Source organism: Terriglobus roseus DSM 18391 (genome assembly GCF_000265425.1).
In the GTDB taxonomy this organism is placed as follows: Bacteria; Acidobacteriota; Terriglobia; order Terriglobales; family Acidobacteriaceae; genus Terriglobus; species Terriglobus roseus.
This window is the reverse complement of sequence record NC_018014.1, coordinates 3,300,973-3,322,035: the sequence shown is the minus strand read 5'-3', so window position 1 is coordinate 3,322,035 and position 21,063 is coordinate 3,300,973. Positions and strand designations below refer to the sequence as shown.

Below are 21,063 nucleotides of genomic sequence, written 5' to 3'. Positions count from 1 at the left end.
TGTATGGCATGGCTTAGGCCATGCCCCTCCGAAAGCGCTGCCCCTCAGACGGCAGCCGATCACTTCCTCAGACCGCTTACTCTCTTAGATCGCGGCCTGTCAGTCGGATGAAGACGGTCTCCAGTGTCGGTTCGGTGATGCTGAGATCTTTGAGTCCATACGGCGTCGCCGCGGTGACAACCTGCGGCAGCAGGCCATCGGCGTTGCCAGCCATCACACGCAAGCCCTTGGGCGTTGTCTCAACACCGGTGACGTGCGGCAGCGCTTTGAGCAGCGGTACGAGCGATTCCGTCGGCTCGCGCAGATCCAGTTCATACAGCGTGCTGGCTCCCACGGAGTTCTTCAGCGCCTGCGGTGTGTCTTCGACGAGGACGCGGCCATTGTCGACGATGGAGAGCCGGTCGCAGAGTTCATCGGCCTCCTCCATGTAGTGCGTGGTCAGGACGACGGTAATGCCTTCGGTGTGCAGGCGCTGCACGGCCTCCCACATGGCGATGCGGCTCTGCGGATCGAGGCCTGCAGAGGGCTCGTCGAGGAAGAGAACGCGCGGCCGATGGGCGATGGCACGGGCGATCTGTACACGCTGCGCCAAGCCACCGGAGAGTTGCGCGGGATACGATCCAGCGCGCTCTGAGAGATGGAACTGGTCGAGCAGTTCCGCGGTGCGGGCCTTCGCTTCTGCCTTTGAGAAGCCGAAGTAGAGGCAGTGGAACTGGATGTTCTCCGCAACGGTGCAGGCGCGTTCGAGCGTGTTGTACTGGGGCACCACGCCCATAAAGCGGCGCGCCTCGCTCGGGTTGCGTACGACGTCGATGCCTGCGATGTGCGCGGTGCCTGCCGTGGGCAGAACGCGCGTGGTGCAGACGGAGATGGTCGTCGTCTTACCGGCGCCGTTGGGGCCCAGCAGTCCGTAGATTTCGCCCTCACGAACATCGAGGTCGATACCATCGACGGCGACTACGGGGGGCTTGCCGTCGTAGACCTTGCGCAGGCCACGCAGGCTGACGATGCCTGGGGATTGAATGTCGCTGCTCACACTGCTCCTGGGTTTCAGCGGGGATGCTGAAGGCTTTACTTCAATAGCTGCGGATCGACCTTGATGTTATCGACGACGGCATCGGATGGCGACAGCACAACGGTATCACCCGGTTTCAGGCCGGTGAGGACCTGCGTGAAGCTGCCATAATCCCGGCCAAGCGTCAGGCTGCGGAGATGCGTGATGTTGTTGGCATCGACCACGAAGGTCTGCGGACCGGCGGTGCGGACGAAGAGCGCATTCGCCGGGATCAGTACGGGTGGCTTCGCGTCGCGCGTGTTGAAGCTGACGGTCGCGAACATACCCGGAAGGATCAGGTTCTTCGGGTTAGGCAGATCGATCTCGGTCAGCATGGTGCGTGACGCGATGTCGATGGAGCTGGCCGAACGCGTGACCTTGCCGCTGAAAGCCTGACCGGGCAGTTCGCGGAAGGTGACCTTTGCGGTCGCGGTGCTGAGCACGTCAGGGGCGTTGGCCTGCGGCACGTTGACGAAGACACGCACCGTGCCCGACTGGCCGACGGTGAAGAGCTGCGTGACGGAGTTGGCGGAGCCTGAAGTGATCAGCGATCCGACATCGATGCCGCGCGAAAGGATGACGCCCGTGAAGGGTGCGGTAACGCGCGAGAAGCTCGCCTGTTCTTCGAGTGACCGCACGTTCGCCTCGCCTGCGGCGATGTTGGCCAAGGCGGCGTTCACGGTGGCGTCGTTCGCGCCGGCCTGCGCAGTGAAGGTATCGGCAGAGGCCTGCGAGATGACGCCTTCCTTCTGCAATTGCTGGTTCCGCACGTTGTTCAGCGTTGAGAGCTTGGCGTTGGCCTGTGCCTGCACCGCCTGCGCCTTGAGCTGCAGCACGGTTGCGCGCGCCTGGCGCAGCTGCTGTTCCGTCTGCGGATCTTCAATGATGGCAAGTAGCTGGCCCGCCTTGACGTGGTCGCCGATGTCGACGAAGCGCTTGGTGATGTAGCCGTTGGTACGGGCGTAGATGGGCGTCTGCGAGAAGGCCTGCACGCTGCCGGGCAGATCGAGCACGTTGGTGGCCTGGCCCAGGGCGACCTTAGTCACGGCAACGGGCGGCGGGCCTGCGTTGGCACGCACATCTTCCTGCAGCGTCTCCTTATGGCGGAGCTTCGGCAGCAGGAAGGCGATGCCGACCACGATCAGCAGCAGGAAGAAGGCACCTGCCGCAATGATTGCGCCGCGACCCACGGGCTCGGGTGTCGTAGGGGTGTTCAAGGGGCTGTGTTCGCCGGCGGTGGCCGGTGCGTCGGTAAAGTTCTGCGCCATGCTTACGCGGCTCCTTGGAGTCGTACGGAATTCATTGAAGTGGGCAGGGAAGGCGTCTGGCTATGCATGCTCAAAGTACTCCTCCTGCTCGGTATTGGCGTCAACCTGCATACCCAGCGGCGGCGCCTTGCGCAGCAGCGAGTAGAAGATAGGGACGATCACAAGCGTGGTGGCCGTTGCGACAAGCAGGCCGCCAATGACCGCGCGGCCCAGCGGCGCATTCTGCTCGCCACCTTCGCCCATGCCCAGCGACATGGGCAGCATGCCCAGAATCATGGCCAGCGCTGTCATCATGACGGGGCGCAGGCGCGTGAAACCCGCGGCCGATGCTGCCTGCAGACTGTTGAGGCCGAGCGACCGCTGATCGTTTGCGAAGGTCACCATCAGGATGGAGTTTGCCGTGGCCACGCCGACGGTCATGATGGCTCCCATCAGTGACGGCACTGAGAACGTTGTGCCCGTGAGGAAGAGCATCCACAGGATGCCGCAGGCTGCGCCGGGCAGCGCCATGAGGATGATGAAGGGGTCGAGCCAGCTTTGGAAGTTGATGACCATCAACAGGTAGACCAGCAGAACGGCAAAGATCATGCCGAGGCCGAGGCCGGTGAAGCTGTCCTGCATGCTCTTGACTTGTCCGCGCACGGTCATGGTGGCGCCCTTGGACAACTTCGGCTCGAAGCTCTTCAGCACCTTGTTGACGTCCGTCGCCACAGCGCCCAGGTCGCGGCCCTGCTTGTTGACGAAGACGTCGTACACCGGCTGCACGTTGTAGTGGTTCGTGATGCCGGGGCTGGCGGAGTGCTGGATCTGTGCCAGGTTTGAGAGCAGTTGCGTGTTGCTGGGCGTTGGTGTGCCGCCGTTGAACTGTGGAGGTGTGCCTGTTGAGACGCCGGATGTGATGGGCAGACTGTTGAGGCTGGCGACCGAGTTGATCTGGGAGAGCGGCACCTGCACGACGACCTGGTAGTTGACGCCGTTGGTCGGGTTCAGCCAGTAGTTGGGCGCGGCCTGGCCTGAGCCGGAGAGCGCGGTCAGCATGCTGTTGGCGACGCTGGCCTCGGTAAGGTTGACCTGCTGGGCGCGCGTACGGTCGACGTTTACGCGAAGCTCCGGGGCGTACATGATCTGGTGGACGTGTACGTCGACGGCGCCGGGTACCTGCGAGACGGCCTTGGCGATCTGCTGTGCGGTGGCGTAGTTTGCCTGGGCGAGTCGGCCGCTGATCTGGATGTCGATCGGCGCGGGCAGACCGAAGTTCAGGATCTGATTGACGATGTCTGAGGCCTGGAAGTAGAAGACCTCTTCCGGAAACTTCTTGCGCAGGACTTCGCGCAGCTTCGCGCGGTAGCCGGCGGTGGGCTTGTGGTGTTCCGCATTCAGACTGACGAGGATTTCGCCGTCCTGCACGTCGGTCAGTGAGCCGTCGCCGAAGGCCAGGTTAAAGCCCTGGGGCACGCCCATGTTGTCGAGAATGCCGCCCAGTTCTTCCTTGGGGATAATGTCGCGGATGGTCTGGTCGACCTGGCCGAAGATCTCTTCTGTACGCTCAAGCCGTGTGCCGGGTGGGCAGCGTACATGCAGACGGAAGCTGCCTGCGTCCACATCCGGGAAGAAGTCGCGGCCGATGAACGGGATGGTGCAGAACGAGATGAGGATGAAGAGGCCGAAGCAGCCGAGGGTAAAGGTGGTGTGAGCCAGGGCCCAGTCGAGGAAGCGCTGGTACCGTGCGCGGATGGCCTCGAAGACGCGATTGAAGGCGAAGTGCGTGCGCCAGATGGCACCCAGGCCGCGGCGCTTCTCCTCGATCTCCGCCTTTTCGGTGGGTGTCAGCGGGTGGTCGCCGTGCTCGGCCTCGGCGAGGGCATAGACCTCAACTTCGGCGGCGAGCAGGAACTTCACCATCGTCGGCACAAGGGTGCGCGAGAGGAAGTACGAGGCCATCATGGCGAAGACGACTGCCATGCCAAGCGGTGTGAAGAGACTGCGCGCTGCTCCGGAGAGGAAGACGACCGGGACGAAGACGATACAAATCGCAAGCGTTGAGACGAAGGCGGGGACGGCGATCTGCGCGGCGCCGTCGAGGATGGCGGGCTCGATCTCTTTGCCGAGACCAAGGTTGCGATGGATGTTTTCGATTTCGACGGTGGCGTCGTCGACGAGGATGCCGACGGCGAGTCCGAGGCCGCCGAGCGTCATGGTGTTCAGCGTCTGGCCGAGCGCCTTCATGATGATGATGGAGACGAGGATCGACAGCGGGATGGAGACGGCGATGATGACGGTGGAGCGCCAGGATCCGAGGAAGAGCAGGATCATGACGGCAGTCAGGCCGGCGGCGATGGCAGCTTCCTTAACCACGCCGGTCAGCGCGGCCTGCACGAAGATCGACTGATCGAAGAGGATCTTGATGTCAGGCGCGGGCGGTGGCAGGTTCGCGAGGATCTTCGGCAGGACGGCTTTCACGCGCTTGACGATGTCGAGCGTGGAGGCCGAGGAGGCTTTGAGGATGGTGAGCAGCACGGCGCGCCGACCGTCCGCACGGACGATGGAGAGCTGGACGGCGCTGCCCTCATGCACCTGGGCAACGTCGCGCATGTAGATGGTGGCGCCGTTCACCTGCTTGATCGGGATGTCGTTGAGCTGTGCGGCGATCAGTGGCGAGGCGTTGGTGCGGACGAGGTAGTCGCGGTCGCCGATGCGGGCGTCACCTGCGGGCAGGATCAGGTTCTGTGCGGTGAGCGCGGTGACGACATCCGACGGGGAGACGCCCTTGGCCTGCATGGCGCCGGGGTCAAGATCGACGGAGACCTGACGCGCCTTGCCGCCGTAGGGGTTGGGCACCTGTGCGCCCTGAACCGTTGCGAGCTGCGTACGAACGAACTGCGCTCCTAGATCGTAGAGGTCCGTCTCCGAGAGGCGGTCGGATGACATGACGGCCTGAAGGATGGGCACGTTCGATGCGGAGAACTGCAGGATGAACGGCGGCGTGGTGCCGGTGGGCAAAACGCGCAGGATCGTCTGGTTGACGGCGGTGACCTGGGCCACGGCGGCTTCGATCTTCACGCCGGGCTGGAAGAAGATCTTGATGACAGAGATGCCGGAGACGGACTGCGACTCGATGTGTTCGATGTCGTTGACGGTCGTCGTCATGGCGCGCTCACTGATGGTGGTGAAGCGCTTTTCCATCTCGTCCGGGCTGGTGCCGTTGTACTGCCAGATGACCGTGACGACGGGGATGTCGATCGAGGGGAAGATGTCGGTGGACATCGTCTCAATGGAGACCACGCCCAGGACGAGGATCAGCACGGCCATCACCACGAAGGTGTAGGGGCGTCGAAGGGCGAGGCGGACGATCCACATGGCGGACGGGCTCCGAAGCTACGGTTGCATTTGAAGGCACGGCGAAATGCCGTGCAGTCCATTGTGCCAAATGTCGGACGATCTGCGGGGCAGTCGGCGGATAGTGTTGGCCCAATCCGTCGATAAACGCTCTGTGTGCGCATGTTCTTTCGCGACAAAGCTTGCAGCGGTCCGCGGCGACGAGGCGTAGAATGGGCATTATGGCTCGAGGCTGGGAAAAAGAAGACGTCGATCTGCCGGAACAAACTGAGGCTCAAAAGGTCGCAACGGCAGACGAGAACCGCATCACGGAACGTGATCGCCAGCGCAAGCTGCAGGGCTTGAATCTGCAGCGCGAACGGATTTTGAGCGAGCGTACTTCCAGCCCGCACCGCCGTTCTGCACTGGAAGCCGCGCTGCTCGAGATTGAGACGCAGATCAGCGAACTTAGCTGGGGCATCCACATCTAGTCGCGTTGGCGCTTCGATCGTCGGATTCGGTTCAGGGCTTGGCGGGGGTGCCGCTTCGTGCGCCTCTGTGTTCTTGCTCACGGTTATCTCCTGTCTGCGCACGGTAGACTGGTGAGACACCGTTAGGAGCTCGAAACCACCATGTCTGCCGTTGCAGAAGTCGCTGAGTCCCCCTCGAAATTGCCCGCCGCAATGACCTTTCAGGAGACGCTGTTTGCCCTGCAGCGTTTCTGGGCGGAGCGCGGTTGCGTTCTGCAGCAGCCCTATGACGTTGAGGTGGGCGCCGGGACCATGTCTCCGGATACGTTTCTGCGGGTGCTGGGACCGAAGCCGGTTCGCATTGCATACGCGCAGCCCTCGCGCCGCCCAGCGGACGGACGGTATGGCGAGAACCCGAACCGCCTCTACAAGCACACACAGTTCCAGGTGATCCTGAAACCACCACCGCTCAACATCCAGGAGCTGTACCTGCAGAGCCTGGAGGCGATCGGGATTGTGCTGGCCGATCACGACATCAAGTTTGAGGAAGACAACTGGGAGTGGCCGGTTGGCGGTGCGTGGGGCGTTGGCTGGCAGGTCATGATGGACGGCCAGGAGATCACGCAGTTCACTTACTTCCAGCAGTGCGGCGGTCTGGATCTGGACCCCATCAGCGGCGAGATCACCTATGGTCTTGAGCGCCTGACGCAGTTCCTGCAGGACAAGGAATCCATCTACGACATTGAGTGGGCGAAGGAGCCGGACACCGGCAACATCACCACGTATGGCGACGTGCGTCTGTTTGAAGAGCAGCAGCTTTCGGCCTACAGCTTCGACCACGCTGACGTGAGCAAGCTGTGGGAGCATCTGGGTCTGTACGAGGCAGAGTGCCTGGGCCTGCTGGAAGCGGCGAAGGCGATGCCGGAAGATGCGGATGCCACCCGGCTGAAGCGCTTCCCGGTGCTGGGTGCGTATGAGCTTGCGTTGAAGTGCTCGCACCTGTTCAACACGCTGGATGCGCGTGGCGCGATCAGCGTCACGGAACGCGTGGGCGTCATGGCTCGCATTCGTACGCTGATCGTCGGCGTCGCGAAGGCGTTTGCAGAGCAGGGCGATCGTGTGGCGGCCTTGAACGACAAGGCAGGTGCGTAATGGCTGATTTTCTCTTTGAGATTGGTTTGGAAGAGGTACCCGCACGGATGTTGCCGGGTGCGCAGGCTGAGCTTGCGAAGCGTGTGACGGATCTGCTGACGCGCGAACGCCTGGTTGCGGAGGGCAGCACGACGGAGAGTTACTCCTCGCCGCGGCGCATCGCCGTGGTTGTTAATGGCGTGCTTGCAGGCCAGGCGGATGTCGAAGAAGAGCTGCTTGGACCGCCAGTGAAGGCTGCGTACAAGGATGGCAAGCCGACGAAGGCTGCCGAGGCTTTCGCAGAGAAGGCCGGCGTTGCCGTCGATGCTCTGCGCACGATCACCAACGCCAAGGGCGAGTATCTCGCCGCGACGGCGAAGCGTGCCGGACGCAGCTTTGCCGAGGTCATCACGGCCGAACTGCCGAAAGAGATCGCCGGTCTCTACTGGGCGAAGAATATGCGCTGGCGTCCGGGCCAGCCCGAGCGTTTTGTGCGGCCCATTCAGTGGATGCTGGCGCTGCTCGATGCTGCGGTCATTCCGGTCGAATGGGCCGGCACGACCGCGGGCGCTGTGACCTATGGACACCGCGTGCTGTATGGCTACGCGCCCATCACGATCGCCTCACCGGTGGAGTACGCGCACAAGCTCTACGAAGCGAAGGTGATGGTCAACGTCGAGCATCGCCGCGAACGGATCCGCAAGGCGCTCGACAAAGTGATGCGGCAGGTCGAAGGAGCGCGCTGGCGCGAAGATCATCCGCTGGTCGACAAGGTCACGCACCTGACCGAATGGCCGAGCATCATCCTTGGCGGCTTCGAGGCAGAGTTCCTGCCGCTGCCCCAGGAAGTGCTGGTCACCGTGATGCGCGACCACCAGAACTATTTCGCTGTGGAAGACGCAGCAGGGAAGCTTGCGCCCTACTTCCTCGCCGTCCTGAACACCGAGCCAAGCGAGAAGGCGACGGAGATCATCCGTCACGGCAACGAGCGCGTGCTGCGCGCCCGCTTCAACGATGCCCGCTTCTTCTATGAGTTCGATCAGCGCATGCCGCTGGCGGAACGCGTCGCGCTGCTGGAGAACGTCACCTTCCAGAAGGAGCTCGGCAGCTATGCAGCCAAGTCCGAACGCGTGCGCGCGGTTGCAGCGAAGCTTGGTATCACCGCGAAAGAACACTGGCTGACGAAGCCGGCGACGAAGTCCGTAGGCAATCAACTGGATCTGGAAGCGCTCGACACCGCGGCGCGGCTGTCGAAGACCGATCTGACGACCGAACTTGTGAAGGAGTTCACCGAGCTCCAGGGCGTTGTCGGGGGACTCTATGCCAAGGCGCAGGGCCACAGCACCGTGGTCGCCGATGCGATCTACGCGCACTACCAGCCCGTCGGCATGGACGATGCGATTCCGTCCACGAACGAGGGTCTGCTGCTTGCCATCGCCGATAAGGTGGACACCATCAGCGGCATGTTCGGCCTGGGTCTGCAGCCCACTGGATCGAAGGATCCCTTCGCGCTGCGGCGCGCTGCCAACGGCATCGTGAAGATGCTGGCGGAGAGCACGCTGCCGCTCACGCTGGGTGAGGTTGCGACGGCTGCGACCGGCGCCGATGAGGCACTCTGCGGCAACGTAAAGGCGTTCCTGGTTGAGCGGTTGGAGTGGTATCTGCGCGAGGTGCGCGGCACGGCTTACGACGTGGTGAAGGCTGTCATGGCTGCCAACCCAGACGATGTGCGCGATGCCATCGCACGCGTCGACGCCGTCAGCGCAGCGCGCAGCAGCGAAGACTTTGCCGCGATTGCGGCAGCCTTCAAACGCATGAAGAACCTGGTCGACCAGGCGAAGGCGAAGGGCGAAGTCTTTACGCCGAGCGCACACCGCGAGTTCCTGACGGAGCCGGTGGAACGCACGCTGGCAGAGGAGAGCGGTCGCCGTGCCGCTTGGGTCGAGGGCCTGCGCAAGGACGGTGACTACAAGCTGGCGCTCGCGACGATCGCAGAACTTCGACCGTTTGTCGATCAGTTCTTTGAGAAGGTGATGGTGATGGCTCCGGAACCGTCACTGCGCGCTGCCCGGCTTGGCCTGCTGCAACGCATCCTGATGGATTACGGCAAGGTCGCGGACTTCTCGGAGATCGTGATCGCGGGATAAACAGAGAAGGGCGGCTCCCAGGAGCCGCCCTCTTTCTCTTTGGATCTAGTAAGCGCTCTTCACAACGCCGCCATCCACGCGTATGGGCGAGCCGTTGGTCGCACTGGCCTGTTCGCTGCACAGGTACGTCGCCATGGCTGCTACCTCTTCCACCTTTGCCAGCCGCTTGATCAGGCTCGACGGCCGTGCGTCGCGGATGAAGTCGTTCTCGACCTGCGCGGCTGAGACGCCTTTTTCTTTTGCCATCTTCGCGATCATCGTGTTGACGCCTTCACTCTCGGTCGGGCCGGGCAGAAGACTGTTGACCGTTACACCGCTTGCCGGAATGGACTCGGCGATGCCGCGTGCAAGCGCGATCTGTGCTGCCTTGGTGACGCCGTAGTGCACCATCTCTTCGGGAATCTGCACGCCGCTTTCGCTCGAGATGAAGATCACGCGGCCCCATTTGCGGTCGAGCATGCCCTTCAAGTATTGCCGCGTGACACGCACACCGCTCAGGACATTGCTCTCAAAGAAGCGAAGCCACTCCTCGTCGTTGATCTCAAGGAAAGGCTTCGTCTCGAAGATGCCGAGGTTATTCACGAGGATGTCGATCTCTGCCAGCGAGGCGAAGAGCGTGTCGCAGCCAGCGGCCGTTGCCAGATCCGCAACGATGCCCTGGGAGTCATTGCCGACCTCACGCACCGCCGCATCGACGCGTTCCTGGGTGCGGCCGTTGACGTAGACCGTTGCACCCTCTGCTGCGAGTGACTTTGCGATCGCCAGACCGATGCCGGCGGTCGATCCCGTTACAAGAGCACGCTTGCCGCGAAGACCCAGGTCCATGGAGAGATCCTTTCGTTAGTTGACGCGCTGCAGGCGTGCGATGAGCTTCTCGGCAAGCGGTTCGCCGCTCTCCGTCCACAACAGGCGCGACGAGATGCCGCAGTGCTTCTCCACACTGAGGACGAAGGCGAGCAGGATCTCGATGTTCTGCGCGAGACGCTTTTTGCCGTCTTCGTCAAGGTCGTTTTCTTCCTGCACGAAGGGTGTGTCCAGGCCGAAGTCGACGCGGATGTGGCCGTTTTGCTCGAAGGTCGCGTCGTCGAACTCCGGGCCGAAGCCGGTGATCTTGACCGTTGCGGGCTCCAGCTTCCAGGTAGCGTCCAGGCCTTCGCCGGCGACGACGGGCTGCCACAGCTGCCACTTCACCTCAAACTCGTAGGCGGAGTCGTCGTGCAGGCCTTCGGTCGCTTCGGCGACGGCGTTCTGTGCCAGGGACTCTTCGCTGGGTTCGGAACGGTCGTCGAGCACGAAGATGCGCTGGAAGACGGGCGACTCATTCCATCCCAGCGGGATGGCGGACGCGACGCTGACGCGATAGTTGCCGCTGACCTTGCCGAACTGCTGCAGGACGGCGATGAGCTTCTCCGGCAGGGAAGCGAAACGGAAGTTTGGGAACCAGAGGCTGAGATAGAGCTGATCTGCCATAGAGAGATTGGATGCGCGGGGGGAGGTTTGGCTTCCTGTAAGTGTTTGCAGCCCCGGCTGGTGTGTCCCTCTGAGAAGATAGTGACAACGATGGCGATGGGCGGCAGGCGGGGCAAGGCAGGCAGTATCTCGGTGACTCGCGTGCGGCGATGGCTGCTGGCCGGCGTGATCACGCTGCTGCTGGTGCTGGCCGGCCTGATCGGCTACACGCGCTGGAAGACGCGCAAGCTGTTGATGGATCTGCCGCACCGCCTGGGCGCCGATATCAAGAGCGAGACCAACGGCTTTACCTGGTCGCAGTCGGTCAAGGGCCACACCATCTTCACGATCCACGCAGCCAAGGCGATCCAGCGTGAGAACGGCAAGACCACGCTGCACGATGTTGCGATCACCATGTACGGTGCGCCCGGTTCGAATCGCACCGACAGCATCCGTGGCGCAGAGTTTGAATACGACCAGCCCAATGGCGTGGTGCGCGCCGCGGGCGATGTCTACCTGGACCTGGCGGCGCCTACGCCTTCTGTGAATTCGGTTGGGGATGTGAAGTCGGAGGTTTCGGCGAAGAATGCGGCCACCTCGGACGCTGCCCCGTCGAAGCCCGACAGCCCGCCGGGGAATGGATCCAAGCGCATCCAGGTCACGACGAGCGGCCTGACCTTCCTGCAGAAGCTGGGCATCGCTGCGACCGACCAGCCGTTGCACATCGTCTATGGCGACATGCGCGGCTCGGCCACCGGTGCGGATTATGAGAGCGATACGGGCACGCTGAAGCTACACAGCGCGGTCGAGATGAATGGCATGCAGAATCGGCAGGTCATCCATGTACGCGCGGCTGCGGCCGAACTGGATCGCGCGTCGCAACGGGCCACACTTCACGCTGGACGGATCGCTACAGACGACAACCGGGCATCGGGTGACCTGATGCTCATTACGCTCGCCACGAGCGGCGGCATCGATCGCATTCACTCGGAAGGCCACGCCACGCTCGAGGGTAAGGGCGGCATGACGGCGCAGTCACCGAAGATGGACGCGCAGATGGGCGATGCTGGCAAGCTGCACGACGTGTTGATGCAGGGTGGCGTGCAGTTTGCGAATACCGCCGGATCGACTGGCAGCGCGGCGCGGGCGGAGGTTCACTTCAACCTTGCGGGCGTTGCTACCTCGGCGAACTTCGACGGGCACGTTCGTCTAGACCAGGTGGCGCCCGGTGTCGAGCGGTCCTTGACGGCGGAACGGCTTGTGACCGCGATGGCGCCAGACGCCGCAGGCCGCATGCAGATGCGTGAGGCTACCGCGTCGGGGCCCGCGATGGTGCGGACGGCTGTCTCCGCGCCCGCCAAGACGGGGGGACCTTCGACCATCCACGTTTCGACTCTGCGCGGTACTTCGCTGCGCGCGGTTACGGCGCAACGCGGTGGCGTGACGTACGTCTCGGAAATTACTGGGACCGGCAACACGCAACTGGTGCAGGACGACGGCGCCGGCACGGTCCGCACCAGTTCGGGTGACGAGCTGCATGCGACGCTCTTCGCGCCGGGCTCTTCTGCGAAGGACAAAGCGAAATCGCCCACGGGCCAAGTGCAGACGGCGGTGCAGGTAGGGCACGTGGTGGTGACGCAGCGTTCGCCTGCGAAGGGAACGCAGACTGCGGGTGAGACGCGGGCGACGGCTGCGCGCGCGGAGTTTGATGACGCGACGGGCGGTCTGATTCTGACGGGCTCGCCGCAGGTCACATCGCCGGGACTGCAGCTTGCGGCTGACCGCATTGTGCTGCACCAGGGCAGCGGCGATGCAGAGGCCTTTGGCGCTGTGCGTGGCGTCTACGTTGCGTCCGGCGCTACGGGTAAGGCAGAGGAGAAGCGCCCGGCCGATCCGGTGCATCTGCTGGCTGACCACGCCACGGTAGCCGGAGGCGGCTCGGCTGCCAAGCTCTTCGGCACGGCGGGCAAGCTGGCGCGTATGTGGAGCTCCACGGCACAGATCGAAGCGCCGGTGATCGAGACGGACCGTGCCAGCGGCAAACTCTTCGCGCACGCCGCGGCGGGCGATGCCTCTGCCGGTACCGTTCGTATGTTGCTGCCCGTGCAGGCTGGTGCTGGCAAGTCGTCGCTGGCTCCGACTGGTGCGTTGCGCATCACGGGTGGCACGCTGGTCTACACCCCCGCGGATGCACGCGGCCCTGCTCATGCAGACATCGGCGGCGGCGTTCGCATGGACAATCCGGGCTCGCAACTCACGGCGCGGTCCGCCGTTGCAACGCTTGCGGCGACGCCCTTGCAGGGCGGCGGTTCGGCTGCCACTGCGCTGCCGTCGGGCAACCTCCAGACGGTGACGGCGACGGGGGATGTGCATCTGCAGCAGCCGGGGCGCAGCGGTACGGGCGAACGGCTGGTCTACACGGCGGCTGACCAGCGGTATGAACTCACGGGTACCGCGGCGGTTCCGCCAAAGGTGATCGACAGCCAGCGGGGAACGCTGAGCGGCACGAGTGTGATCTTTCATGGTGCGGATGACAGTGTCGAGGTCTCCGGTCAGGATGGCCATCGCGTCCGCACGGAAACGGAAGTTGCGCGACCGGCGAAGGGGAAGTGACCTTCCTTTACGATTGCAGCACTGGCTTCCGCACTTTTGAAGCTGACATCCGTCACAAAGCATCACAACACTGCTACGCCGGCAATCCCGGTTTGCAGCACTGATTCCGAACAAGCAAGAGAAACTGTGAACCCTCCCGTCCCATCGGCCGTCGAAGTAGTGGAACCCATGAGCACCTCTGCGGATGCACTTTCGCCGGCCCCCGTCCGGCAACGTCTGACGCTGTCGACGGACAATATCGCCAAGAGCTACAGCGGCCGTGAGGTCGTTCGCGGCGTGAACCTCACCATCTCGCAGGGTGAGGTGGTCGGTCTGCTCGGCCCCAACGGCGCCGGCAAGACGACGACCTTTTACATGATTGTGGGCCTGGTCCGGCCCGATAGCGGACAGGTGCTGATCGCCGGCGAGGACATCAGCCGCGTCCCGATGTACCTGCGAGCCCGCAACTTCGGCATCAGCTATCTGCCGCAGGAACCCAGTGTGTTTCGGAAGTTGACGGTCGAGGAGAACATTCTCGCCATCCTGGAGACGCAGCCGCTCAGTTGGGAGGCGCGCCGCAACCGTACGTCTTCCCTGATCGAGCAGCTCAACCTGGGGCACGTGCGCAAGACACAGGGCTATGCGCTGAGCGGCGGCGAACGCCGTCGCGTGGAGATCGCTCGATGCCTCTGCATCGATCCCAAGTTCATCCTGCTGGACGAGCCCTTCAGCGGCATCGATCCCATCGCCGTGCTGGATCTTCAGGAGATCATCCACGGCTTGAAGAACAGCGGCATCGGCGTCCTGATCACCGATCACAACGTGCGCGAGACGCTGAGCGTGACGGACCGCGCGTACATCATCACGGAAGGCCGGATCTTCCGCCACGGCACCCCCGGGGAACTGGGACGCGATGCTGAGGTGAAGCGGATCTACCTGGGCGAGAGTTTCCGGATGTAGCGCAGGCCAGTCCTGGGTCCCGGGGCACCTGTTCAAGCGGTCTTCGGCCGCTTCGAGAAGTTCCTGTAAACCTTGATTCTGCAAGGGTTCCGTCCACATCTCCAACGCATAAGCAAAGACCGTTCTCCGTGGCAATCCCCATTTGGGACAAATGGGGAAACTTTCGTATGCACGTAGCGTGCCATCGTTTGTGCGTGGCGCTTCTTTCCGGAGTAGACTGCGGGTATTCGCCGATTCGGCTTCGCGAGGCATTTGCCCCGCGGGGTCGCACGCCCGGCGCCCAGGGAGAGGTACGTTTTGTTGTTGCAACCCAAGTTGAATCTGCGAGTCTCACAGCGTCAGGTGCTCACCCCCGGCCTGGTGCAGATGGTGAGCGTCCTCGCTCTGAACAAACTTGAGTTAAAGGAGATGATCAACGCAGAAGTCGTTGAAAATCCCGTCCTTGAAGAGATCGAGGAGAACGCACAGACGTACGAAGAGCAGGCTGGGCGCGAGGGCGACCGCGAGTTAAGCGCGGAGCAGCAACAGACCGAAACCGAACGCGTCGAGAAGGATCCCTTCGACGAGATCGACATGGGCGAATACTTCCAGGAGTACCTCGATCCCGGCTTCCGGGTTGCCGGACCTTCGTTCGAAGATGTCGACGCGCCGTCGTTTGAAAACTTCCTTTCCAAGCCCAGCACGTTAAGCGATCACCTGATGTGGCAGATCGGCAGCATGTCCCTGCGACCGGAGTTGCGGGCGGCTACGGAAGTCATCATCGGCAACCTTGAGGAGAATGGTTACCTGCTCGTCAGCGACGAGGAACTGGCATCGCACGACACGCGCGGTATCGCCACGCCGGAACTGCTGGCAGAGGCCCGGGCGGTTATCCAGTCTCTGGATCCCACTGGAGTAGGTGCGGCAGACCTGCGTGAGTGTCTTCTTCTACAGGTGCAGGCGGGGCTGCGCGAGGTAGAGGCAGCTATCGTCCGAGCGCGGCGCCACACCCTGCAAACCGGCGAGGATGAGAGCGCCCAGGATCTTTCGCCATTGCCTGCCCTTGAGGCGCGTCGCGTGCAGTTGAAGCTCGCCTGCCGCATCATCGTCGACCACCTGCTGCTATTGCAGAAACGCGATCTGCGCGAACTCATGCGGCTGCTCGCCTCCCATGCGGATGCTGTGACCTCGGCCATCGAGTGCATCCGGCAGCTCGACCCACGGCCCGGCCTGCGCTACAACGTCTCCGAGACGCGGCTCATCGAGCCGGACGTCGCCTTCGTGAAGCGCGGAGATGATTGGACCGTCGTGATGAACGAGGAAGACCTGCCCGCGCTGCGGTTGAACTCCGGCTATCGCAAGATGATGCGTCAGAAAGAGACGGAGCGCGAAGTCAAGGAGTACGTCAAGGAACGCTACCGCTCCGCGATCCAGCTTTTGCGCAACATCGAGCAGCGCAAGAACACCATCGTTCGCACCTGCGAATGCATCGTCCGCCGGCAGGGCGACTTCCTGGAACGTGGCGTCGATGCCATGCGGCCCATGATGATCAAGGAAGTCGCCGAGGAGATCGGCGTCCATCCCTCTACGGTCAGCCGTGCGGTAGCGAACAAGTACGTCCACACGCCCCAGGGCGTCTACGAGTTACGCTTCTTCTTCGCCGAAGGCGTCAACGGACCCGAGGGTGGCGATCTGCCGCTGCCCCTGCTGAAGAAAAAGGTGCGCAAGCTGATCGACGATGAGGATCCGCGCAAGCCTTTGACCGATGACGCGTTGGCCGCAGAGCTGCAACGCCAGGGCATCCAGGTCACGCGCCGGACGGTAGCAAAGTACCGCGAGGACATGAACATCCCAAGCACGCACCAGCGTCGCCAGCGTCAGTAACGCCATCTTGCCAGGGGAAACGACCTTGGCACTTGGATGGTCCTTCCAATTTGACTCGTCCGCCCGGGAGGACTAAAAACATCTCTCCGAGGTGTCGCTTTCATGTGGTGTTCACAGGCCTCATGAAGGACAACCCACGGCATCCTACGGACAGGTGTAAGGAGGTATCAGGATGGATCTTGAGATCACCGGTAGAGGCACGCAAGTCACGGCGAAACTACGGCAGCAGGCAGAAGAGGGCCTGGCACGAATCGAAAAGATACTTGGACCGAAGTGTGTGGCCAAGGTAGTGCTTAGCTGCGAGAAGAACCGATGCGAGGTGGAAGTAACCGTCCGCAACACCCTGGGCGACTACTCTTCACGCACCTCTGCCAAGGATGTCGATATCGCGCTGAAGGAAGCCATCGATAAGGTGGAAGCGCAAGCGGTGAAGGCCCGCAAGAAGGTCATCACCAACAGTCACCATCCGGAGCACACCGCCACAGGCTCGATCCGTCTCCAGACCTCCGATTCGGACGAGACGAACACAGTGAAAAGCAAGACAGATCCCGAATCCAAGCGCCTGGCGCAGAGCAAGACCGGCGTCGGCAAGGCCATTGCGGCCATCGATGATGGCGAGTTCGGCGACGAGCAGGATGTCGAAGCCGCATAAGGAACCGAGTACCGAACGCGCCCGCGGAGAATCCACTTCGCGGGCGCTCTTCTTTTGCGGGAGTGATGGAGCAGCCGTGCGGCAGTGCTAGCATTTCCGCATGGCGAAGCCTGCGAAACCCTCTGTGAAGAAGTCGGCGGTCAAGGCATCTGCTGAAACTACATCCGTGAACATTCCGCAGCCAGCCGGCAAAGCAGCCGTGAAGCGGGCCGCCGCTGCCAAGGGCGAACTCGTAGTACTGACGGGCCTGTCCGGCGCGGGCAAGCTCTCCGCCCTCAAGACCTTCGAAGATCTCGGCTTCTACGCGGTCGACAACCTGCCGCTGGAGTTGATCCCGCAGTTCGCAGACCTGGTGCGGGGCTCCAACGAGATCAAGCGCGCTGTCCTCGGCGTCGACGTACGCGAGGGCCTGATCGACAAATTTCCAGCCATCCTGCAGCAGGTTCGCAAGGTGCTGCCGACGTCCGTCGTCTTCCTGGAAGCATCGGACGACGTCCTGGTGCGGCGCTACTCGGAGACCCGCCGCCCGCACCCGCTGCGACGTGACGAACTGGTCAGCGAATCCATCGCCGCGGAACGCAAGCGCATGGAGCCCATCCGCAACGTGGCCGATGTGCTGCTCGATACGTCGCGCTTCAATGTGCATGAGCTGCGCGCACACATCAACGCACAGTTCAGCCGCAAGAAGGGCGAGCAGACGCTGCTGCTTTCGACCATGAGCTTCGGCTTCAAGAACGGTGTGCCGCCCGAAGCGGACCTGGTCTTCGATGTGCGCTTCCTGCCGAACCCGCACTTCATTCCAGAGTTCCGTCCGTTGACCGGCCGCGATGCGGAGGTGTCCGCGTACGTGATGGGCTTCCCACAGACCAAAGAGTTTCTGGATCGCACCACGGACATGCTCAAGTTTCTGCTGCCGCACTACGTCGCAGAAGGGAAGAGCTACCTGACCATCGCCTTCGGCTGCACCGGCGGCCAGCATCGGTCGGTTGCGCTTGCAGAAGAGATGAAGAAGCGGCTCACCGAGGCCGGGTATCGCGCCAAGGTAAGTCATCGCGATATGCCGCGCTAGCTCGCTCGGCTTCTAAAGACTGCGACAACAATCTTGTCGAAACGATAAGATGAAGATCGTGCCATTTCAGCCACAGACGACGCGGAGCGCTCGATGAGACGTATCCTGCGCCTTCTTCGCTACCTGCGTCCGTACCTGTTGCCGACGCTCCTGTCTGTCTTTCTCATGGCCGTAGTCGGAGCGATGGCCGCGCTTCGCATCCTGCTCGTCAAGCCCATCCTGGACAACGTGCTCAGCGCCGACGCGCAGCCGGTCAACATCCTGATCTTCACCGTGCCGCACCTGGGTTGGGTCATCAACCTGCAGCGCTTTGTGCCGCACCACTTTCACAACGCCTGGACGATCGTCGCCTTTGCCCTGGTGGTCTCGGCGGCCGTGAAGTCCGTCTGCGATTACACGGGCACGTACCTGGTGAACTATGCCGGCTTCGGCATGATCACGGATCTGCGCAACGATCTGTACAACGCCGTGCTGCGGCGCTCCGTCGCCTTCTTTCAGCGGTACACGACAGGCTCGTTGCTAAGCACGCTGATCAACGACATCGAACGCGTGCAGGTCGCGATGTCGACCGTGCTGAGCGATTTTCTTCAGCAGTTCTTTACGCTCGTCTTCACGGCGGTCGTGGTCATCATCGCAGGCGGACAACTGGCCTGGGTACTGCTCGGCTTCACGCTCGTCATCTTCCTCTCCGCGCGCAGAATCGGTCGGGGCGTGCGCCGCACCACGCGTGGCGGACAAGACAAGCTCTCGGACATCCAGCACATCCTGCATGAGACCCTGACGGGCAATCGCATCGTCAAGGCCTTCGGTATGGAGATGTGGGAGATGAACCGCTTCCGTCGCGCCGCTCGCCGTCTCTTGCGCGCGAACATGCGTGCCATCGGGGTCAGTGCCATCTCGTCGCCGTTGATGGACGCGCTCGGATCCGTTGCCATTGCGCTGCTGCTGCTCGTCGGTCGCGACCGCATCGTGCATCACCGCATGACGGCCGGCAGCTTCATCACCTTCCTGATTGCGGTCTTCACGCTGTACGACCCGGTTCGCAAGTTCGCGATGTACTACAACAACTTTCAGCAGGCGCTGGGCGCCAGCGAGAAGATCTTTCAGTTCCTGGACGAAGAAGATGAAGTGCCGGAGAAGAAGGATGCTGTCCCTCTCGTTGCATTTCAGGAGGGCATCCGCTTCAGCGAAGTCAGCTTCGGTTATCGCGATGAAGAGGATGCGCAGGACTTCCACCAGGTGCTGCACAGCCTGAGCCTCTACGTGCAGCGTGGCGAGGTCGTTGCGCTGGTCGGTCCCAGCGGCGGCGGCAAGTCGACGCTGGTCAACCTGATCCCACGCTTCTTCGATCCGACGGATGGAACCATCACCATCGACGGCGCCGACCTGCGCGATGTGCAGGTGGCCAGCCTTCGCAAACTGATCGGCACCGTGACGCAGGAGACCGTGCTCTTCAACGACACGGTCCGCAACAACATCGCGTATGGCCAGCCGGATGTGCCGATGGAGCGCGTCGAAGCCGCGGCCCGTGCCGCCCTGGCACATGACTTCATCCTGCGCATGCCCGACGGCTACAACACCGTCATCGGCGAGAAGGGCTTCCGTCTCTCCGGCGGCGAGCGGCAGCGGCTGGCAATTGCGCGCGCCATCCTGAAAGATGCTCCAATCCTCATCCTGGATGAAGCGACCTCGGCGCTGGATGCTGAGAGCGAGTCGCTGGTGCAGGAGGCCCTGAGCAACCTGATGACACACCGCACCGTGCTGGTCATCGCGCACCGTCTGTCGACCGTTCGCCGTGCGGATCGCATCATTGTCATCGAACGCGGACGCATTGCCGAGACGGGTTCGCATGCCGAGTTGCTGGCGAAGGGCGGCGTCTATCACCGGCTGTATTCCATGCAGTTTGCGGACGCGGCAGAGGACGCCGCCAGCATGGAAGCAGGCGATGCTTTGAACGCAATTGCCGCTTCGCCTGCGCTGTAACGCCGCGGGCGTATAAACTGCATTCAATCAATCATCATGGCTGGCATTCTCTTCATCATCTCGGCGCCCAGTGGATCGGGTAAATCCACCCTGGTGGGCGAACTCCGCAAGTACGTTGAGGGCCTCGAGTTCTCCGTAAGCTACACCACACGTTCTCCGCGGGGCAGTGAAGAGGACGGTCGCGAGTACCACTTCACAACGCGCGAACGTTTTGAGCAGATGATCGCGACCGACTCGTTCCTGGAGTGGGCCGAGGTCTTCGGCAACTACTACGGCACGGCCCGTTCCGCGCTGGCGCTGGCCGCGGAGCATGGCCGTGACCTGCTGCTGGACATCGATGTGCAGGGTGCCATGCAGGTGATGGAGCGCATGCCCGCAGCCGTGTCGATCTTCATCATGCCGCCCGGCCCGCGCGTGCTGGAAACCCGCCTGCGCAATCGCAGCGCAGCCGAGCACATGACGGACGAGGCAGTGATCGAGCGGCGTCTCCAACAGGCACGCAGCGAACTGGAGTACGTGGACAGGTACGAGTTCGCGATCGTGAACGATGTGCTCGATACGGCGGCCGCCGAGCTACGCGCAATCGTTCTGCAGGCACGTGGCGATACCGATGAGTCTGCCGTCACGCTCTCGCAGTGCTGCCGCACATCGTCCTCGCCGGCACGGTTACAACGGGTGCTGGACGAGTTCGCGGCGACCGATTTCCCAGTTTGAAACTGCTACTTCTGATAAAACTTCGTGTCTGCGCCAGTTTGCGTCAATTCTGCGTTACATTTGCCTATGCGGTACGGAGGCAAGTGATGAGCCACGATGCTTTGAGCGGTCACGATGCAATGTTCGGTCCCGATGCACTCCACAACAAATACAGCCTGGTAAAGGGCGCTGCACGTCGTGCACGCCAGTTGCAGTCCGGTGCTTTGCCGCTGATGGCGACTACCAGCATGAAGGCCTGCCGCGTGGCCCAGGATGAGATCCGCACAGGTCACGTGCGTTTCGTCGTCATGCCCTCGCCCAAGGCGATCGCACTCTCAGCGCTGTAATCCGCTCGCAGCCTGATTGCGGCTGCGTTTTCCTCTCCTGCAACACCCGCTGCGGGCGGCGTAACCTTCT

16 protein-coding genes are annotated in these 21,063 nt (G+C 62.6%); 11 read left to right on the top strand and 5 right to left on the bottom strand.

Annotated features, from left to right (window positions below):
* Positions 1-76 precede the first annotated feature (76 nt).
* From TERRO_RS13605 to TERRO_RS13595, 3 genes are read right to left on the bottom strand one after another with little or no spacing between them, the layout of a single operon-like run.
* Positions 77-1,036 carry an ABC transporter ATP-binding protein gene (locus TERRO_RS13605; RefSeq protein WP_014786270.1) on the bottom strand — a complete coding sequence of 320 codons (960 nt, stop codon included), beginning with the start codon at positions 1,034-1,036 and terminating at the stop codon, positions 77-79.
* 35 nt (positions 1,037-1,071) lie between these two features.
* A complete protein-coding gene (locus TERRO_RS13600; protein ID WP_014786269.1) occupies positions 1,072-2,322 on the bottom strand; it encodes an efflux RND transporter periplasmic adaptor subunit in 1,251 nt (416 codons plus the stop codon).
* A 60-nt stretch (positions 2,323-2,382) separates the two neighbouring features.
* On the bottom strand, positions 2,383-5,679 hold the full coding sequence (locus TERRO_RS13595) for an efflux RND transporter permease subunit (protein WP_014786268.1): 3,297 nt from the start codon (positions 5,677-5,679) through the stop codon (positions 2,383-2,385).
* A 200-nt stretch (positions 5,680-5,879) separates the two neighbouring features.
* On the opposite strand from TERRO_RS13595, the gene TERRO_RS13590 reads away from it, so the two are divergent.
* From TERRO_RS13590 to glyS, 3 genes are all read left to right on the top strand, one after another.
* Positions 5,880-6,128, top strand: a complete 249-nt coding sequence (locus tag TERRO_RS13590; protein WP_157178347.1) for a hypothetical protein — start codon at positions 5,880-5,882, stop codon at positions 6,126-6,128.
* Positions 6,129-6,269: 141 nt separating this feature from the next.
* Positions 6,270-7,259 (top strand): glycine--tRNA ligase subunit alpha, encoded by a 990-nt coding sequence (locus TERRO_RS13585; protein ID WP_014786266.1) that lies wholly within the window; start codon positions 6,270-6,272, stop codon positions 7,257-7,259.
* Positions 7,259-9,385, top strand: coding sequence for a glycine--tRNA ligase subunit beta (glyS, locus tag TERRO_RS13580; protein ID WP_014786265.1), 2,127 nt, complete (start codon positions 7,259-7,261; stop codon positions 9,383-9,385). Before TERRO_RS13585 ends, glyS begins: the two co-directional genes overlap by 1 nt.
* A gap of 45 nt (positions 9,386-9,430) precedes the next feature.
* Here the strand turns inward: glyS and TERRO_RS13575 are convergent, their stop codons facing one another.
* A complete protein-coding gene (locus TERRO_RS13575; protein WP_014786264.1) occupies positions 9,431-10,210 on the bottom strand; it encodes an SDR family NAD(P)-dependent oxidoreductase in 780 nt (259 codons plus the stop codon).
* Between the two features lie 15 nt (positions 10,211-10,225).
* Positions 10,226-10,855, bottom strand: coding sequence for a hypothetical protein (locus TERRO_RS13570; RefSeq protein ID WP_014786263.1), 630 nt, complete (start codon positions 10,853-10,855; stop codon positions 10,226-10,228).
* An 81-nt stretch (positions 10,856-10,936) separates the two neighbouring features.
* On the opposite strand from TERRO_RS13570, the gene TERRO_RS13565 reads away from it, so the two are divergent.
* From TERRO_RS13565 to rpoZ, 8 genes are all read left to right on the top strand, one after another.
* Entirely contained in the window at positions 10,937-13,447 is a 2,511-nt protein-coding gene (locus TERRO_RS13565; protein WP_157178346.1) for an LptA/OstA family protein, read from the top strand.
* 168 nt (positions 13,448-13,615) lie between these two features.
* Positions 13,616-14,386: an LPS export ABC transporter ATP-binding protein gene (gene lptB / locus TERRO_RS13560; RefSeq protein ID WP_014786261.1), complete on the top strand. Its 771-nt coding sequence runs from the start codon at positions 13,616-13,618 to the stop codon at positions 14,384-14,386.
* Positions 14,387-14,683: 297 nt separating this feature from the next.
* Positions 14,684-16,249 (top strand): RNA polymerase factor sigma-54, encoded by a 1,566-nt coding sequence (locus TERRO_RS13555; protein WP_014786260.1) that lies wholly within the window; start codon positions 14,684-14,686, stop codon positions 16,247-16,249.
* 172 nt (positions 16,250-16,421) lie between these two features.
* Positions 16,422-16,901, top strand: a complete 480-nt coding sequence (gene hpf, locus TERRO_RS13550) for a ribosome hibernation-promoting factor, HPF/YfiA family (protein WP_014786259.1) — start codon at positions 16,422-16,424, stop codon at positions 16,899-16,901.
* A gap of 100 nt (positions 16,902-17,001) precedes the next feature.
* On the top strand, positions 17,002-17,970 hold the full coding sequence (rapZ, locus tag TERRO_RS13545) for an RNase adapter RapZ (RefSeq protein WP_014786258.1): 969 nt from the start codon (positions 17,002-17,004) through the stop codon (positions 17,968-17,970).
* Positions 17,971-18,063: 93 nt separating this feature from the next.
* Complete coding sequence (locus TERRO_RS13540) at positions 18,064-19,953, top strand: ABC transporter ATP-binding protein (RefSeq protein ID WP_014786257.1); 1,890 nt, start codon at positions 18,064-18,066, stop codon at positions 19,951-19,953.
* Positions 19,954-19,989: 36 nt separating this feature from the next.
* Positions 19,990-20,667 (top strand): guanylate kinase, encoded by a 678-nt coding sequence (gmk, locus tag TERRO_RS13535; RefSeq protein ID WP_014786256.1) that lies wholly within the window; start codon positions 19,990-19,992, stop codon positions 20,665-20,667.
* Between the two features lie 86 nt (positions 20,668-20,753).
* Positions 20,754-20,993, top strand: a complete 240-nt coding sequence (gene rpoZ / locus TERRO_RS13530) for a DNA-directed RNA polymerase subunit omega (RefSeq protein WP_014786255.1) — start codon at positions 20,754-20,756, stop codon at positions 20,991-20,993.
* Positions 20,994-21,063: the final 70 nt, after the last annotated feature.

What these genes read in the sequence shown, in the direction of transcription:
- TERRO_RS13600 (WP_014786269.1), bottom strand. Translation starts at nt 2,322, where the DNA reads ATGGCGCAGAACTTTACCGACGCACCGGCCACCGCCGGCGAACACAGC.
- TERRO_RS13540 (WP_014786257.1), top strand. Translation starts at nt 18,064, where the DNA reads ATGAGACGTATCCTGCGCCTTCTTCGCTACCTGCGTCCGTACCTGTTG.
- TERRO_RS13575 (WP_014786264.1), bottom strand. Translation starts at nt 10,210, where the DNA reads ATGGACCTGGGTCTTCGCGGCAAGCGTGCTCTTGTAACGGGATCGACC.
- rpoZ (WP_014786255.1), top strand. Translation starts at nt 20,754, where the DNA reads ATGAGCCACGATGCTTTGAGCGGTCACGATGCAATGTTCGGTCCCGAT.
- TERRO_RS13585 (WP_014786266.1), top strand. Translation starts at nt 6,270, where the DNA reads ATGTCTGCCGTTGCAGAAGTCGCTGAGTCCCCCTCGAAATTGCCCGCC.
- TERRO_RS13570 (WP_014786263.1), bottom strand. Translation starts at nt 10,855, where the DNA reads ATGGCAGATCAGCTCTATCTCAGCCTCTGGTTCCCAAACTTCCGTTTC.
- glyS (WP_014786265.1), top strand. Translation starts at nt 7,259, where the DNA reads ATGGCTGATTTTCTCTTTGAGATTGGTTTGGAAGAGGTACCCGCACGG.
- rapZ (WP_014786258.1), top strand. Translation starts at nt 17,002, where the DNA reads ATGGCGAAGCCTGCGAAACCCTCTGTGAAGAAGTCGGCGGTCAAGGCA.
- hpf (WP_014786259.1), top strand. Translation starts at nt 16,422, where the DNA reads ATGGATCTTGAGATCACCGGTAGAGGCACGCAAGTCACGGCGAAACTA.
- lptB (WP_014786261.1), top strand. Translation starts at nt 13,616, where the DNA reads ATGAGCACCTCTGCGGATGCACTTTCGCCGGCCCCCGTCCGGCAACGT.
- gmk (WP_014786256.1), top strand. Translation starts at nt 19,990, where the DNA reads ATGGCTGGCATTCTCTTCATCATCTCGGCGCCCAGTGGATCGGGTAAA.
- TERRO_RS13595 (WP_014786268.1), bottom strand. Translation starts at nt 5,679, where the DNA reads ATGTGGATCGTCCGCCTCGCCCTTCGACGCCCCTACACCTTCGTGGTG.
- TERRO_RS13590 (WP_157178347.1), top strand. Translation starts at nt 5,880, where the DNA reads ATGGCTCGAGGCTGGGAAAAAGAAGACGTCGATCTGCCGGAACAAACT.